We start from the raw sequence: 15,131 nt of genomic DNA, 5'->3' as shown, positions 1-15,131 counted from the left end.
TCAGGGACGCCCCTTCCGACCAGCGCACGCACCGGCCTTCTGTGGTGGGTGTGGGATTTGAACCCACGGTGACTCGCGCCACGACGGTTTTCAAGAGAGTGCTGGGGCTGCGTCTCAGATGTGGCTGACCTGCTCGTTCCCGGCTCCCGGGATCCAGCAGCACCTCCCGCGGTCCACACCTGGTCCACTGGTCGATTAGAAGCGCGAGTCAGGTGCTGACACAGGGGTGGCGCCGGAGCGGTCCAACGCACCCACGCTTTGACCTGGCTCAAGCTCGGTTGAGCGTGGTGGGTCTCCGCGCCACGCGCGCCGCGCAGCGTGCCAGGAGTCGAAGACTCCAGGCAGTTGATCAAGCAGGCCCTTGGCGGCAAACAGCGCCACGCTGGCCACACCTGAGCCGGCTAGAACCCAAAGCGTGAGGGTTACCTCCACTACGTCCATGCCCCTTTCCGCGTCTGACAACGCGTCCGTTGATGCACTCCTCCCAGGGAAGCTGTGCAGGGCAGCTGTCCACCAGTACCTCGGACGTTTCTGCCGAACCCCGGACAGTCGGCGCGCCGCAACCTAGTCTGAGACGAACTGATCTGGACAGTTCCGGCTGCTACTGGACGACCCTGGACACCCGGCAATGTCGGACACGAAACGGGGGTAGGCGATGGACGACGACTCTCTCGCGAAACAGCTGGGCCGCTTGCGCGTTCGAGCCGGCAACCCCTCACTGCGGGACCTAGAGAGGCTCACCGATCGCCAAGGCCGACGAATGAGCCGCGCCTCAATTCAGGATAAATTCTCCGGCAGCAGCGCTCTAAAAATGGTTCAGGTACTGGCTCTGGTTCAGGCGTGCACCGACTACGCCCGTTCGATCGGCGCTCCACTTCCCCCTGCGGATGTCGATGAGCAAGCATGGCGAGAAAAAGCGGCGCACCCTCCCAAGCCTCGAATTCAGCCCACCTCAAAAGCGGAGCACGGCAGCGCCGAGAACCAGAAGAAGACCACACTGCCTGAACTTGAATCGCTAATTTCCCCACTCATAAACGCCGGCATGGAAGATATCGCACACATCGCAACCGAGGGGATAAACCGCCCCCTAGAAACCTGGCTACCCACCGTACTCGTGGCACTTGGTAACGCGCAGATGGACTTCCAGGGGTTTCTGAACCTAGCTGTCCACGAGCCAGTCCAACAGACGGTTCGAATCCTCACTTCAATCACCGAAGAAGAGGCGGAAAACGTCGCCAACCGATACTTTGCAATGTGTCTGCTAGCTAAACCTGCTGTCGAGATTCCGAAGTTTCTCGTCGCACTACGTCGACATGACGGGGAGAGCAGCTACTGGTACGCAGACAATTTCATTGACGCACTCGCAGGCAAGGGCGAGTGGCCGGGGAGTACCAGGTCAGACCTGGCCGACACCCTGCGAGCGCTACGCGCAGCCACGCTAAAGGACGACGCCAACAAACTCGCTGAGGCTATCGGAATGCACTCATGGCCGCGAGTCGCACTGGCAACCGCCGGAGCATTCCCTGACAATTTCCTAAGCGATCGAGAACTTATCTTGCATTCGGCACAAAAAGGTGGACCGAAGCGACTATTGCGGTTGATTTCCTGCCTGAGAGAAGAAGAGATCCCAGGCATCGACCCACGCAAAGAACTGGAATCTCTACTGATATCCGTTCCCCAGGGTAAGCGCGCAGACTTCTCTCACGTTCTCAGTGACGCAGGAATGCACCCTGAGGCCCAAAGACTGCTGGAACTGGCGAACGAGGTTCCTTTCTAGTTTCAGGTCGCGCACAATTGAGATCGAGACCCAAAGACGGCATGCAGCCGCCCATCAGCCTTGGAGACGCGCACATAGCAGCACACCGGCATTTATGCGCGGGTTCTACCGCCGTGTTCCTTGGCATACGAGTATGCCGCCCAGGCAAGTGACACGGAAAGCACCCTCTGCCCGAATGGTCTCGTTGACCCGCTCCCGCGCGCGCTCGATCGTCTCCCGGAACGGAACGCCCATCTTGTCGGCCCAGGCTTCGTACGAGGCCAGGTGCGCGACGACCGGTTCAGCGTCGGTCACCTCGATCACACCGGGAAGGGAGATCGTGCGGATCTCGCCGAAGACCGTACCGAGGATCGCTGGCGCGTCCTCCAGGGTGAAGCGGGCGGACAACTGCACTCGGGCTGGGCCCTCCTGGATGCCCAGCACATCGCCCGCAGCCCGGCGCCAAAGGTGCTCCAGTTCCCGCTTGTCGGTCTGACTGTTCGTGGAGACGATCGCGATGCCGCCGGGTGCCAGTACACGGCCCAACTCCCGCACGGCCTGGGACTGGTCCTCAACGTGGTACAGCATGTGCAGCGCAAGAACCGCGCCGAGGACTCCATCCGCGATGGGCAGCTGTTGGACGTCCGCGACGACGGCTCCCGGAATGGCGCCGAGGATGCCGTGAGAGACATCCATGGGCAGCACGTTCAGGTCGGGACGGTCCTCTCGTAGCCGGGCGACGAACTTCCCGTTACCGCAACCCACGTCCGCGACCGCACCGCGTATGCCGGTCAGTTCGTTCACGACGATGCCCGGAAGGTCGTGGCTCGGGGTCTGCCATTGGTAGAGGGACTGACGGGCGGCCAGGTGCTGACCCGTGCCGTACGCCTTGGTGGAAAGAAGGCTGCGATCGGTGACCAAATGATCATGCGTGGGCTGGGCGGTCATCGGGGCTCCGTAGGGTTGCTGGCGAAAGCGGGCCGGACGGCCACCTCGTGAATGTGCGCGCGGAGATCGACTGCCGACTGTGCGCCACGGTACGGCTCGCTTCCGAGGAGCGCGGCCAGGTTGCGAAGCCTGATGGTGATACTCGCCGTGTAGCCCTCGGCGCCGAACACCTCCGAGAGCTTCGCACCGGCTCCCTCGACGTCACCGCTGGCAAGGTAGGCCGTGGCCAGGTCCAGATGGGCGGCCTGTAGATCGCCGGGGGAGCGGTCGCCTTCCGGCCCGGCCTGGTACAGCTCCACGGCACGATTGGACGCGCTTATAGCGTGCCGGATCTGCTCGTCGCCCCCGACGGCCAACAGGGTGGTCCCGGCGTAGGCCCACTGCTTGGCCTCGGGGAACGAGAAGACCCCAGGCAACTCGTCGGGTTCCGCATCACCTCGTGCCTCATGGGCCAGTGCAAGTACCCTCAGCGCACTGTGGTTGTCCCCTTCGGCTGCGCGGGCCCGTGCCTCCAAGCTCAGCAGCCGAGCCTTGATCGTTCCCGTACCAGGGCCTCGGCCCTCGCTCTGCCCGGCCTGCGCAAGGTCTCCTGCCCGCCGGTAGTCCCCTGCCCAGTAAGCGGCCAGTGACTGGAACGACCGTGCCCATGCGCGTAACGGTGAGTGCTCCGAGATCTCCGCGCACTGCACCACAGTGCGGACATGTGTAGCTGCGGCGGAGCGGTCCCCCAGGTCAAGCGACACATGGGCCGCAAGACCGGATAGCCACCCCGCAACCACGTACAGGTGACGGGTCTGACTGGGGTGCTGTCGGCCCTCCAGCAACTGGAACACTCCACCCTGAGCTGTGCGAATCTCCGGGATCAGAAGAGGCAGGGGCCGGCTGACGAAGTCCCGGGCAAGTCGGTCAACATCAGCATCGAACTGCTCCAGTACGAGCGTGTTGACGTTGGTCTCCGCCGCGTGACGAGCGAGCCTGGCAGAGAGTTCCGTATCGGCGGCTGAGGATCGGGCATCTTCGTCCGCCCCCGGTAGTCCGGCGATCAGCGGTTCGACGGCTGAGGCCGGTACCTCGGCCGGTTGGCGGGGTGTGACCGTCAGGCTGGGTGGCGTCTCCCAGGAGCGTCGGGCAAGTCCGAGCATGTGTCCGGGGATGCGTAGCCCGTCAGAGATCCGTTCGATCACGTCCATGTGCAGCAACTGCCGCCGTCCGGCGATCACCTCGCCCACGCGGCTCGGGGTCAGGTCGCAGCGTCGCGCGATCATGGACGGATAAATGCCTGCTCGTGCCTTGACCAGCTGGAAGATGCGGCCGAAGTCTCTGACCTGGCATGCATCGATCATGACTGGGTCCGTGAGCAGGCTGACCGGGAGTTCCTTCGGGCGAGATGGCTCGGGCATCGGGCACGCTCCGGCATGAGGACTACGGATCGCTGCACTTGGTCAACCGAGGGTGATGTTATCCAAGTTGGGTAATCCGCTTGGCCTTTCTGGCCGGGCCCACGGATCGCGATGCTCCTGGCCATGGCGAACGGACAGGACAACGTACGGATGACGTTGCGGGTCTCCCGCGACTCCGGCCAGACGTGGGGGCCTCTCACGGAGGTACGCGTGGGCGAGGACTCGGTGGTCCCGGAGAGTCCGGGACGCTACCCGCCGTGCGTCTGCTCCCGGTGCTCGCAGCAGGCCCGGATTGCCCTCGCGTCCTTCCGGATGGTGTCGTGATGAGTTGCGCGCACTGGCGCCGGGTGCCCCTCGACCTGGCACGGGAAGCGCGGGAGAAGTCGGCCGCCACATACATCGACAGGGCGGTGCAGTGCCAGCTGTCCGCGCACGACGAGGGTGAGCACTTCGGTCTCCTCACCGACGCCGGGGCGTACGGGACCGCGCTGTGGCTCCGCTGGCACGGGACGGACGAGGCGGAACTTGTCGTGCTGTCGGACTGCCCGGTGGTCGCCCCGGGGCCCGACGGTGAGGGCTGCTGTCTGTTCGCCGACCACGCCAAGCAGCACACCTGGGAAGACGCCCTGGAGGAGGTCTCGTGCACCGGCTGATTGCGAGTCCGCACAAGACCCGGCGCCCTAGCTCGCCTCGCAACGAACAGTGCGGGGACTGCGGTGGTAGCGGCGCCAACTCGTCCGGAAAGACCGGAAGGACCTGCGGTACCTGTAACGGCCTGGGCGAGATCCACTGCCGCGCCGGCCGCCAGGAGTCCCCTGTGCTGTCCCGCTCCGTGATCCGGAAGGAGGGCCACCGATGGCCCACGCTCTGATCGCCTCCCCGTTCCTCGACGGACACCTTCTCCTCAAGCAGGGAGCGAGGGCCGGCGCCCGAATCTCCGCCGACCACTTCGAGGGCCTGCGTCAGGCCGCCGCCGACGGTGAGTCGCTTCCTGCCTGGGCGGTGCAGACGGCCGCCGATGTGTGGGGCCTGGACCTGGGCGGCCGACCCGCGCAGGGCACAGTGCTGGTGCGCGAACCGTCCCCGTACGGCTACTGCCGCGCCTCCTGGGAGATCAACCTCGGCTGCAACTTCGGCTGCAAGCACTGCTACCTCGGCGAGCGACCCTTCTCCGGCCTCGGCTGGGAGGGCAAGGTGCGGCTGCTGGACATCATGCGCGAGGCCGGTGTCCTCTGGCTCCAGATCACCGGCGGCGAGCCCACCATGGACCCGGACTTCCAGGGTGCTTACCGGTACGCCTGGCAGGCCGGGATGATGCTCACCATCTCCACCGACGGCTCGCTGCTCTGGCGGCCGGACCTCCTCAAGCTCTTCCGGGACTGCCCGCCCTACCGGCTGGTGACCGAAGGCATCGACGGCCTCACCCGGCTCGGCGCCATCGCCGACCGCCTCATGCTTCGCACCGGAGGGTGCGAGGGCTGCGCCCTGTCCGGCACCTGCCGGGTCTGCCGCCCCCTGGCCAAGCACTACCAGGAGGCCAAGGCGCCGCTGCACAGCTACTGCCAGCACGGAGACAAGGAGAATGCCTCATGACCCCGCCCGTACCGGTGACCATCCTCCCCGGCCCGCCGGACTCGGCCCGCCGCGCGGCCCCGCCTGTCGCGACCGTGTCGATCACTGCCGTCCAGGACCTCGACGTGATCGTGGAGAGCGCGGAGTGCTCCTGCGACGCCGGCGACGACAACCCCCACTGACCGACCTCATCCGGTCAACTCCGTTCAGGCCCCGGCGCGCTCGCGTCGGGGCCTGAACCCTGACCGGCACACCGTTAGGGTGCCGCTCATGTTCTTCCGCTGGGACTGGCTCCGGCCCGTATTGACCGCGCCTATCGTGCCGACCCTCGGGCCCGTCCGTCCCGATGCCCTGACCGTCAGCATGTTCGAGGACATCCTGCGAGCGGCCGACACCGGGGACTACCTGCCCTACGACAAGGACCGGCGTTGGGGAGGTGACAAGGATGAGAACGTCCTCCGCGAGGACGTGGTTCACCAGCCCGAGCACACTCTCATTCCCACGCTGACCCGGCGCGGACGCGGCACTGTGAAGGTCTTCGCCTACGGGCTCCGCGACAGTGTCGTGGAGGAGGCCGCCGAGCTGGCCGCGAAGCTCGCCGCCACGCACGACGTGGCGGGCGCCCGGGTCGTACGACCCCTCGGTCCCGAGACCGCACACCCGCACGGCACCCGCATCCATCTGAAGGACTTCACCACCGGCCCCTGCCCCGACCCCGACGGCCCGGTCCGGCCCGTCACCGACTGGCCCGCCTCCGTGCAGGAGACATTCGCCCCCTTCGCCGAAGCCATGGCCGCCGATGGCCTGGCCTTCCTCCACACCCATATGCAGGCCGACCGATGCGGCCCGGTCCTCGCCGCCGCCATCGAAGACCGCATCGTGGGCGCAATCGGCCCCATGGAAGTGCGCCCCGACGCGATCGGACGCCCTCAGCTCCTCCCCCAGTACTTCGCCGTCCTGCCCGAAACCCGGGGCCAGGGCCTCGGACGCGTCCTGTGGCGGGCCGCCATGCACTGGGGCCAGAGCCACGGCGCCGCCTACCAGCTCCTCCAGACCGAGGTCGACGGCCCCTCAGACCGGCTGTGTCAGGCCGAAGGACTCACCTCCCTCGGCTTCACGCACACCACGTCCGCATAGCTCCAGGCCGCGCCACCTTCTCTGGTCGGCGAGAAGGAGGCGCTCTGATGGCGAAGCAGCAGAAGCGAGCCTCGGACCGGTTCACGGTCCCAGGCTCGCTCGTTTGCTGTGGTGGTGAGAACACACCGTTTGTGCGTCGGGAATCCACCTCCTGGCGATGGCGAGGAAGGCGGCGATCGCACCCGCGATCGTGACGACAAGGGTCACGCCGGCAACCGCGACTGTGAGCGGGGTCGCGAGCGAGGGATGCGCGATAGTCACGTAGAGCAGGCCGGCTCCGATGATGAGGATGACGAGGACGAAGAGCAGGATCAGGAGAGGGAGCAGGGCCGCGGCAGGCCTGCGGGAGCCGGGTAGGACTGTTGGGGCTGGGCGGCAGGCACCTGGGTGGAGTTGCTGTTGGTCATGGCACGAGCATCGTTGCGATCGCCGGGAGATCCTGCCCGCCAAAATCGAGGGTGTTCTCCGGACGACCGCGACGGTGCCGAACGCGGGCTTGCGAGATAGTGGCCGTATGGCATTCGGGATGCGGTTCGGTGAGATCGAGATGGACCTCACCGAGACCGGCGTCACCCTGCGGAATCTCTACGGGTGGCCGGGGTGGGTGACAGAGGTCGACATCGACTGGTCGACCTGGAGCGCGCGCACCGTCCGGGACGTCCCGCCCCCTCGAACCCGGAGCAACGCCCGACGACCGACCGACGACCCCGAACTGGTCCGGCGCATAAGAAAGGCAGCTGAGGCAGCCAAGGAACTCCCTCGCAGCTCGATCTGGGTGGTCTCCCCGGCCCTTCCCACGCCGCACAAGAAAAAGACGGACGGCGTGCAGCTGCGAGCCGCCACCATCGCCACGATGTACAACTACGCGCGCAATCTCGGGCTCTCCCCGAAGCGCGCCATCTCGGAGGTCTACGACCTCCCTCTGGTGGAAGCCGAGGGTGAGCGCGCGCAGTTACCCGCCACCTGATGCGCACGTGGCGGTCCACGCCTGGTCCACACACGGTGATCCATAGCGGCACACGGGCGGTTCAGGGTGAGACAGGCCCCATGACGAAGGGGTGCCCCTGGTCGGGACACCCCTTGTGATCAGTACGTTCTCTGACCTGGCGGTGGGTGTGGGATTTGAACCCACGGTGACATCGCTGCCACGACGGTTTTCAAGACCGTTCCCTTAGGCCGCTCGGGCAACCCACCTCGGCCCCGCCCACCAGGGGTGGGACGGGGTACAGAGTACCGGCTGGGCGCCTCGGGAACCGAAGCGTGACCACAGGTTGACCACAGGTGGCCGGACTGACCATGAAGCCGACCCTCTATGAGTCTCCCACTTCGCCGGTCCGGCCTCCGGGTCAGGACTCAAGGAGCCGGATCTCCAGAAGGTGAGTCGTCAGGGCCCCGCGTGTACCTGGCACGCCCACAGGCTGGGCGTCTGGGGATAGGTGTCGCGCAGGGTGTGTACAGCGCGGTGCAGGGCCTCGGCCGTGCGGGCGACATCGAGTGTGCCGTCGCCGCTGTTCAGGGTGTCGTACACGCTGAGCGCCACTTCCGCCCCGATCAGGTCGTCGACGTGCCACAGGGAGCCGACGACATGGGGGAAGCCGGCCATCTGGAAGGCGCTGACGATGTGGACGGCCTCGTCGGCGAGTTCGGGGCTGGTGCGCAGAGTGCCGCAGGCGGACAGGTAGGCGAGCCGGACCGACGGCAGCCGCAGTCGGGCCAGGTCGCGGACGGTCAGCGGGCGTTCGGTGTGGTCGTGCAGGACGAGCCGACTGCCGGAGGCACGTTCCAGGTCGCCCAGGGCGTGGCAGGCGAAGTGGGCGTAGGCGTGGCGGGGCAGGGCCGAGACGACCGCGGAGTGTGTGGCGGTGGCGTCCGCCAGCAGCGTGGCTCGGGGGAGCAGGCGGGCCAGGCTGTCGGCCTCGCGGCGTGCGCCGGGGAGCGGGGCCTGTCCGGTGGCCTGCGCAACGCTGACTACGAGGGTTCCGGTGCCCGCCGGGCGGGCAGCGCGTCGGCGGGCGTGGTGCAGGGCACGCAGAGTCGGCGTGTACGAGGAGACCACGCGGTCAAGGGCGCCCGGAGCGGCGCCTGCGGGGGCCGCCGCGTGCAGCGGCAGCGTGCCCAGGAGGCCGCCGGGCGACCACCACACGCGGGTTGCCGCGGGGAGGCGGTCGAGGACCGGGCCGGTGACCGCCTGCCACAGCCAGGCAAGCGTTTCCCGTACGTCCTGCTGCGCGCGCTGCGACTGCTTGCGGGAGGTTCCGGGTGCCTCGATGCGGATCAGCGCGTCCTGGAAGATCTGCCGACGTGTTGCCGTCGACCGTGGGTCGAGGCCCGGGAGCGGTACGGCGTCGATGGATTGCTCGGTGACGACCAGGGCGTCGCTGCCGTACGGAGAGACGTTGACCAGGACCACCGGGCCCGCGGCGGCCGTCGCGCACAGCTCGCGTTCGCCCCAGTCCCGCATCGGACGCAGCAGGCCCAGTTCGGGGTGCTCGGCGCGGATCCGGGCGGTGAGGTCGTGCCACTCGGCGGCCAGTCGCTGCCGAAGGTCGGCGCGGGCATCGTCGGGGCGGGGCGGTCCCTCTTCCAGGAACCCCTGGCTGTCGGTCGCCGTGTCGAGGGCCTCCCGAAGTTCCTCGAAGCGGTCGGCGAGGTCCGGGGCGGCCTCCCGGAGCCGGGTCAGATCGCTGTCGGCGTCGAAGGCGTGGGAGAGGATCACGCCCCTGGCCTGTTCGAGCAGACCGACCGCGAGCCCGGGCCGGCCGCAGCGCACCGCGCAGGCAGCGGCGGCGGCGCCCAGCCCGACGGTGCGGCTCAGCAGCAACTCCTGGTCGTCGCGGACGAGATGGCGGGGCGCCACAGAGTGCAGCAGGTCGACCGCCACGACGTAGCCGTCCAGGGCGCCGTCCCAGTCACCCAGTTCCGCCCGGACGTCACCCCAGGCCCGTGCGGCGTCCAGGCGCAGGGCGGGCGCGCACTGCTGCTCCAGGGCCGCCTCCTGGAACCGCTGGGCCGCTTCGACCAGATCGGTCGGGCTGCGACGGCGGCGGGGCCCCACGTGGCGCAGAGCGCGGCCGAGGTTTGCCAGGCGCTGTGTGCGCGTGGGGTGGCCGGGCGGGGTGGCCTCGACCGCCCGGCGGTACAGCGCGACCACCTCGTCCCGGCCGGCCGACGACAGCAGGGTGCGGGGGCTCAGGAGCCGTGCGCTCGCGGCCATCGTGAGGGCACCCGGCAGGTCGGGGGAGTTCACGGACAGCGCCGCGATCACCGCATCGGTCAGCTCGCGCGCCTCCCCGGCGTCGTCGAACCGCGACGTCTGCGAGACACGGCCCATCAGGGCGACGGCGAGGTTGTGGCGGCGTCGGGTCAGCATCGGGTCTCCCTCCGGGGTGAGGTCGAGCGACTCCCTCAAGAGACCTATTGCCTCGTTGAGTTGGGCAACCGGGTCGGGGGCACGCTCGAAGCCCGCCATGAGGCTGAGCCCGGTCGAGCTCAGCAGCGCCCTCCGGTGCGCGGGGCCCATACCGGGCAGCGCGGCGGCTCGGCGCCGGCACTCCTGGGCCTCCCGCAGGTCGTCGCCGTCCTCGGTCAGCCGGTGCCGCAGACTCAACGCGGCGCCGAGGTTGAGCAGCCGCAGTCCGAGCGACCCGTGTCCGTCCCGGGTGAGTGCCACCGACTCCCGATGAGCCAGCACTGCCTCGTTCACCTCCTGCGGCTTTCCCGAGCGTTGATAGCAAGCGATCAGCACCACGCCGAGGTCGTCGAGCGCCGCGGGGCGGTCTGGATGACCCGGCCGCATGAGCGCCTCGGCGTGCCGCAGCTGGCGCTGGGCCTCGTCCAGATCCGCCCCGTTCGCTCTCGGGTCGCGTAGGTAGCGGTTGTACAGGGTCATCGCGGGAGCGATGAGCGGCAGTTGCGGGCCGTCCGCTGTCCGGGGGAAGGCGGGCGTTCGGTCGATGAGGTCGAGCGCCGCGTCCAGATCGGCCTGGGAGCCGGTCGCGACGGAGCGGGCGCGCAGGGCGTTGCCCAGTGCATTGTGCAGGGCGGCGGTCTCTCCCGGATTCTTTGCCGCCCGCAGCGCCTCGGTGAACACGGCGATCGCCTCGTTCAGATCCTCCAGGCGGCCGGTGTGCTGCGACCTGAGGATGAGCGCCGTGCCCAGGTCGTGGCCCGCCGCCGCGGGCCCCTTCAGATGGCCGGCGAAGGCACGGCGGCACACGTCCACCACCTCGTCGAACTCCTCGGGCGTCCCACCCTCCACCTGCCGCAACAGCAACAGCGCTCTCCCCAAGGCGCAGATGCAGTGGGGCAGATGCGGGTTCCCGGGCGCCAGTTGGGCCGGTACGTCCCGCGCGATGCCCACCGCCTCGTGCAGGTCCTCGGCATCGTGGGAGTCCCCGTAGCGGCTCAGGAGCAGGCGGCCCAGACCGTCGAGGACCAGGAGCCGTTCGGGGGAGTCGGCCGGGATCCGCCTGAGAGAGCTGCGGACGAACCGGACCGGATCCGCGTCCGTCAGGTCCCCGAACGGCCACGTCGTCCCCGCGAGGGTCACGATGCCGGTCACACCTCTGAGCCGGCTCGGGAACCAGGGGTCGTACTCCGGCGTCGCGAGGACGGCGAGGCTGCCGAGCCCGATCGCGGTGGCGAGCTGAGCGTCGCGCGAGGGCGTCAGGGTGGCCACCAGCACGGCCATCTCGTGGAGCCGGCGGTCGTCCTCGGAGGCGTCCGGCGGCGGGGTGTGCTGCCGTCCCTCCGCCACGATCCTGAGCGCGGAAACCAGGGCCGCCCACTCGTTGGGCCCGTCCGCGTTCGCCGGGTCGGGGTGCGTGGCAGGGTCGTTTGACGCGTAGCCCGCCGCCAACTCCGGTGGCACCAGCCCCGGATCGGCGACCCACACCGGGTAGAGCAGTGCCCCGGACATGTACCCGTGGACGACGCCGCCATTGCCCGGGTCAGCCATCGCACGGGCGACGCAGAGCCAGCCGGCCGCGTGTCGGGCCTCCATGTCGGTACTCAGGTCGCAGGTCCGTAGCAGTCCACGGAGTTCGGCATCCGCGAAGGGACCGAACACCACGTCCGCGTCCACACCCCCGTCCGCTGTCTCGGCCCGGCCGAGGCGCACGCGAACCGCCTCAAGAAACCACTCCCGGTCGTATCTCACGCCTTCGCCCCCCCCCAGCCGTCGCCTCCGACTGCGCGTCAACTCCCCCTCAACTCTGCCTGATCTACGGCACACTGGGACCATGACGGCATCTCCCGACTTACCCCAGCCCGACCGCAGGGCGGTAGCGGCACTGTGCGCGCTGCTCGGCTCGTCGGAGGACCTGCGGCAGCACGGGGTCCGGGAGACGGCCGAGCGGGCCCGGGACTTGCTGCGGTCAGGCGCGGGCTCCGACGAACTCGCCACCTGTTTACAGGCCCTGGACATGCTGCTGCGCCAGACAGGGGACGCACGCGGGCTGGTCAACGAGTCCCGGGGCGGGGAAGTCCCCGGCATCACGCCCCACATCAAGGTGGCCATATGCCCGGGACCGGCCCAGTGCACCCGCGTCGAGCGAGCCCGCGACCTGCTCCCTGCCCCGCACTGCGCCGTCAACGACACCCGCATGCGCAAGGGCCGACTGGGCCCCGCACAGTGACCCCGCCCGCATGAACCCTCTCCTCGCCACCCTGGGCGGCAAACTCACCGAACGCTGGCTGAACCTGCTGGTCCTCCCCGGCGCCCTCTTCCTCGCCGCCACAGCCGTCGGCACCACCCTGGGCCACCGCCACTGGAACGACATCGACCGGCTGCGCACCACCCTGGACGACCTCGCCGCCCGCCCCGTCCTCGACCGCACCGGGACCGCCACGCTCCTGGTCGCCCTCGTCCTGCTCACCGCGACCGCGGTCTCACTCTCCGCGCAGTTCCTCGGCGGCGTGATCGAGCGGTACTGGCTGCGCTTCGCCCGCGACCCGCTGTCGCACGCCCTCGTCGACCGGCGCAGGCGGAAGTGGAGGCGACGGGAGCAGGAGCTCAATGCGGCCTACCCCGTCGTTCGCATCGATGCCGAGGACGGCGACACGGTGCCGACCCGGGCCCAGCCCTTTGCGCGGATCCAGGCCCTCACCGACGCCCGCAACCACGTAGCGCTGCGCGAGCCCACCCGCCCCACCTGGTACGGCGACCGCATGCAGGCGACGGCAGACCGCGTAGAGGCCGCCTACGGCGTGGACCTCGCCGCTCTCTGGCCCCGCCTGTGGCTGATCCTTCCCGAACCCGCCGTACGCCACATCCAGTCGGCACACAACTCCTTCAGCGTCGCCGCCCGCCTCGCCGCCTGGGCCGTGGGCTACGCCCTGCTCGCCTGCTGGTGGTGGCCTGCCGCTCTGGTCGCCGTCGGCTGCGCGGCGGTCGCCCGCTCCCGCGCCCGCGACGCCCTGGCCGCGCTCGCCGGGCTCATCGAGGCCGCCGTCGATGTCCACGGCCGGGAACTGGCCGGGCGGGTCGGTCTGATCGGGACGGATTCGGCGGGGCTGCTCGGCCATGAGGCGGGGGACCGGATGTCGGAGCTGTTCAGAAAGGCCGAGTGAGGGCGCAGGTGACATCTGTGGCCGCAGGCCCAGGTGCCTCTGTGTCGCCCGGGCCTGGATCAGCAGAGTGACGCGCTCGCCCTGAACTCCATCGGGCTGACCACAGGTTGAACACACGCGCTGATCCACAGTGGGACCGGGTGGGACACGGTGGGACAGTCGGCGTGACGAAGGGGCTGCCGATCTGCTCGGCAGCCCCTCTCACGTGCAGCTTTATCAGCTGGGGAAAGTTTCCGTTGTTGGCCCGAATCTCCCCGCGAAGCTGATCGCGGATTTCAAGACCCGTTCCCTCGGGCCGCTCGGGCAACCCACGGTGGCGGTGGTGGCGGTGGTGGTGGCGGTGGCGGCGGTGGTGGCGGCGGTGGTGGCGGCGGTGGTGGCGGCAGCGAACCGGGATGATGACAGTCTGGTGCTCGTCGCGAGGGGAGACGCGTGGTGATGAAGGTGGGGTCGGCGCGTTCTGTCGCGGCCGAATGGGTCGCCCGGTATGCACGGCCCGATGCGGGTTTTCGCGGTGCGTACTTCAGCGGCTCGACGGTCGGACTCCCCGCCGATGCCTGGCTGGCGCCCTCCTCCGATGTCGACATCGTCATCGTCACCGCTCAGGACGGCCCACCGGCCAAACCGGGCAAGCTCCGATACCGCGACACGCTGCTGGAAGTCAGCTACGTTCCTTGGTCGCAGCTCGCGTCCGCCGAAGAGGTTCTCGCCTCGTATCACCTGGCCGGCAGTTTCCGCACCGACACGGTCATCGAGGACCCCACCGGCCATCTGCACAGACTTCAGGCGCACGTCTCAGGCAGCTTCGCCGCCCGGCCCTGGGTCCGCCGCAGATGCCTGGACGCCCGTCACCGGATCGAAACCCGGCTCGCGGCGATCGATACCTCGGCGCCATTCCACGAGCAGGTGCTTTCCTGGCTGTTCCCCACCGGTGTGACGACTCACGTGCTCCTGGTCGCCGCCCTGCGCAACCCCACCGTGCGCCTGCGCTACCTGGCTGCCCGCGAGGTCCTCACCGGCTACGGCAGCCTCGGCCTCTACCCGGAACTTCTGGATCTCCTCGGCTGCCGGAACCTGCCCGCACACCGCGTCCAGCACCATCTGCGCGCGCTCACCCACACATTCGACGCCACCACCGGCGTCGCCGAGACACCGTTCTTCTTCAGCAGCGACATCACCCCGGCCGCACGGCCGATCGCGATCGACGGCAGCCAGGACCTCATCGACCGCGGCGCCCCTCACGAAGCCGTCTTCTGGATCATCGCGACCTTCGCCCGCTGCCACACCATCCTGGCCGCGGACGCCCCCGGACTCCACGACGCCCTCGCCCCGGCATTCCACGCGGCCGTCACCGACCTCGGCATCAGCTCCACCGGGGATCTCCTCCACCGCGCGGAAGAGGTGACCCGCTTCCTGCCCCGCCTCTGGCGAACCGCCGAGTACATCCTGGCGAACAACCCGGACATCAGCGAGTAGAGGAAGCACGGCATCCCCTCTGCCACCGACCGACCGACCGAGCGGTGTCGGATACGGTCCCGGCGTCGGTCCGGTCCCGGCGTGAATCCGGTCCCGGCTGACCCACTGCCTCCCGAATCGCCGCCGAATCACCGCCGGTCCGACGCTGGACCACCGCCGGTTCAGCGCCGAATCACCGCCGGTCCGACGCTGGACCAGCGCCGAATCACCGCTGAGCCGGCGCTGAACCGGCTCCGAAACGCCGGCGCTCGGCGCGCGGGTGGGCTCACCCG

The 15,131-nt window shown here is 68.9% G+C and carries 14 protein-coding genes and 1 tRNA gene; 11 read left to right on the top strand and 4 right to left on the bottom strand.

Annotation, left to right across the window (positions count from 1 at the left end; genetic code table 11):
* The first annotated feature begins 655 nt into the window (after positions 1 to 655).
* Positions 656 to 1,777 carry a hypothetical protein gene (locus tag ACFVUT_RS33605; RefSeq protein WP_389650878.1) on the top strand — a complete coding sequence of 374 codons (1,122 nt, stop codon included), beginning with the start codon at positions 656 to 658 and terminating at the stop codon, positions 1,775 to 1,777.
* Positions 1,778 to 1,882: 105 nt separating this feature from the next.
* On the opposite strand, the gene ACFVUT_RS33600 is transcribed toward ACFVUT_RS33605, so the two are convergent.
* Entirely contained in the window at positions 1,883 to 2,704 is an 822-nt protein-coding gene (locus tag ACFVUT_RS33600; protein ID WP_389650876.1) for a class I SAM-dependent methyltransferase, read from the bottom strand.
* Entirely contained in the window at positions 2,701 to 4,104 is a 1,404-nt protein-coding gene (locus tag ACFVUT_RS33595; protein ID WP_389650874.1) for an XRE family transcriptional regulator, read from the bottom strand. The genes ACFVUT_RS33600 and ACFVUT_RS33595 overlap by 4 nt, the downstream gene beginning before the upstream one ends.
* A gap of 123 nt (positions 4,105 to 4,227) precedes the next feature.
* Here ACFVUT_RS33595 and ACFVUT_RS33590 point away from each other — a divergent pair, with 123 nt between their 5' ends.
* From ACFVUT_RS33590 to ACFVUT_RS33565, 6 genes are all read left to right on the top strand, one after another.
* A complete protein-coding gene (locus tag ACFVUT_RS33590) occupies positions 4,228 to 4,428 on the top strand; it encodes a hypothetical protein (RefSeq protein WP_389650872.1) in 201 nt (66 codons plus the stop codon).
* Positions 4,428 to 4,757, top strand: coding sequence for a hypothetical protein (locus ACFVUT_RS33585; RefSeq protein ID WP_389650869.1), 330 nt, complete (start codon positions 4,428 to 4,430; stop codon positions 4,755 to 4,757). The genes ACFVUT_RS33590 and ACFVUT_RS33585 overlap by 1 nt, the downstream gene beginning before the upstream one ends.
* Before the next feature lie 202 nt (positions 4,758 to 4,959).
* Positions 4,960 to 5,697 (top strand): radical SAM protein, encoded by a 738-nt coding sequence (locus ACFVUT_RS33580; RefSeq protein WP_389650866.1) that lies wholly within the window; start codon positions 4,960 to 4,962, stop codon positions 5,695 to 5,697.
* A complete protein-coding gene (locus tag ACFVUT_RS33575; protein ID WP_389650864.1) occupies positions 5,694 to 5,858 on the top strand; it encodes a hypothetical protein in 165 nt (54 codons plus the stop codon). Before ACFVUT_RS33580 ends, ACFVUT_RS33575 begins: the two co-directional genes overlap by 4 nt.
* Positions 5,859 to 5,946: 88 nt before the next feature.
* The gene (locus ACFVUT_RS33570) at positions 5,947 to 6,813 is read left to right on the top strand and encodes a GNAT family N-acetyltransferase (RefSeq protein WP_389650861.1); all 867 of its coding nucleotides are present in this window, start codon (positions 5,947 to 5,949) and stop codon (positions 6,811 to 6,813) included.
* 514 nt (positions 6,814 to 7,327) lie between these two features.
* Positions 7,328 to 7,780, top strand: a complete 453-nt coding sequence (locus ACFVUT_RS33565) for a hypothetical protein (protein ID WP_389650858.1) — start codon at positions 7,328 to 7,330, stop codon at positions 7,778 to 7,780.
* Positions 7,781 to 7,917: 137 nt separating this feature from the next.
* Here the strand turns inward: ACFVUT_RS33565 and ACFVUT_RS33560 are convergent.
* Together ACFVUT_RS33560 and ACFVUT_RS33555 are read right to left on the bottom strand one after the other, a co-directional pair.
* A tRNA-Ser gene (locus tag ACFVUT_RS33560) sits at positions 7,918 to 8,007 on the bottom strand.
* 190 nt (positions 8,008 to 8,197) lie between these two features.
* A complete protein-coding gene (locus ACFVUT_RS33555; RefSeq protein WP_389650855.1) occupies positions 8,198 to 11,971 on the bottom strand; it encodes a CHAT domain-containing protein in 3,774 nt (1,257 codons plus the stop codon).
* A gap of 82 nt (positions 11,972 to 12,053) precedes the next feature.
* Between ACFVUT_RS33555 and ACFVUT_RS33550 the strand changes: the two genes are divergently transcribed.
* The 4 genes from ACFVUT_RS33550 to ACFVUT_RS33535 all read left to right on the top strand — a co-directional run bounded on the left by ACFVUT_RS33550 (position 12,054) and on the right by ACFVUT_RS33535 (position 14,859).
* Positions 12,054 to 12,449 (top strand): hypothetical protein, encoded by a 396-nt coding sequence (locus tag ACFVUT_RS33550; protein WP_389650853.1) that lies wholly within the window; start codon positions 12,054 to 12,056, stop codon positions 12,447 to 12,449.
* A gap of 10 nt (positions 12,450 to 12,459) precedes the next feature.
* The gene (locus tag ACFVUT_RS33545; protein ID WP_389650850.1) at positions 12,460 to 13,383 is read left to right on the top strand and encodes a hypothetical protein; all 924 of its coding nucleotides are present in this window, start codon (positions 12,460 to 12,462) and stop codon (positions 13,381 to 13,383) included.
* 205 nt (positions 13,384 to 13,588) lie between these two features.
* Positions 13,589 to 13,822: a hypothetical protein gene (locus tag ACFVUT_RS33540; RefSeq protein ID WP_389650847.1), complete on the top strand. Its 234-nt coding sequence runs from the start codon at positions 13,589 to 13,591 to the stop codon at positions 13,820 to 13,822.
* Positions 13,822 to 14,859: a hypothetical protein gene (locus ACFVUT_RS33535; RefSeq protein WP_389651063.1), complete on the top strand. Its 1,038-nt coding sequence runs from the start codon at positions 13,822 to 13,824 to the stop codon at positions 14,857 to 14,859. The genes ACFVUT_RS33540 and ACFVUT_RS33535 overlap by 1 nt, the downstream gene beginning before the upstream one ends.
* Positions 14,860 to 15,131: the final 272 nt, after the last annotated feature.

Source organism: Streptomyces sp. NPDC058051 (assembly GCF_042885475.1).
Lineage (GTDB): Bacteria > Actinomycetota > Actinomycetes > Streptomycetales > Streptomycetaceae > Streptomyces.
This window is presented reverse-complemented; position numbering and strand designations above follow the sequence as displayed.

Bases quoted from the DNA above. Each gene is read 5' to 3' on its own strand.
- ACFVUT_RS33585 (WP_389650869.1), top strand. From the start codon at position 4,428: ATGAGTTGCGCGCACTGGCGCCGGGTGCCCCTCGACCTGGCACGGGAA.
- ACFVUT_RS33600 (WP_389650876.1), bottom strand. From the start codon at position 2,704: ATGACCGCCCAGCCCACGCATGATCATTTGGTCACCGATCGCAGCCTT.
- ACFVUT_RS33575 (WP_389650864.1), top strand. From the start codon at position 5,694: ATGACCCCGCCCGTACCGGTGACCATCCTCCCCGGCCCGCCGGACTCG.
- ACFVUT_RS33545 (WP_389650850.1), top strand. From the start codon at position 12,460: ATGAACCCTCTCCTCGCCACCCTGGGCGGCAAACTCACCGAACGCTGG.
- ACFVUT_RS33550 (WP_389650853.1), top strand. From the start codon at position 12,054: ATGACGGCATCTCCCGACTTACCCCAGCCCGACCGCAGGGCGGTAGCG.
- ACFVUT_RS33570 (WP_389650861.1), top strand. From the start codon at position 5,947: ATGTTCTTCCGCTGGGACTGGCTCCGGCCCGTATTGACCGCGCCTATC.
- ACFVUT_RS33580 (WP_389650866.1), top strand. From the start codon at position 4,960: ATGGCCCACGCTCTGATCGCCTCCCCGTTCCTCGACGGACACCTTCTC.
- ACFVUT_RS33595 (WP_389650874.1), bottom strand. From the start codon at position 4,104: ATGCCCGAGCCATCTCGCCCGAAGGAACTCCCGGTCAGCCTGCTCACG.
- ACFVUT_RS33565 (WP_389650858.1), top strand. From the start codon at position 7,328: ATGGCATTCGGGATGCGGTTCGGTGAGATCGAGATGGACCTCACCGAG.
- ACFVUT_RS33535 (WP_389651063.1), top strand. From the start codon at position 13,822: ATGAAGGTGGGGTCGGCGCGTTCTGTCGCGGCCGAATGGGTCGCCCGG.
- ACFVUT_RS33590 (WP_389650872.1), top strand. From the start codon at position 4,228: ATGGCGAACGGACAGGACAACGTACGGATGACGTTGCGGGTCTCCCGC.
- ACFVUT_RS33605 (WP_389650878.1), top strand. From the start codon at position 656: ATGGACGACGACTCTCTCGCGAAACAGCTGGGCCGCTTGCGCGTTCGA.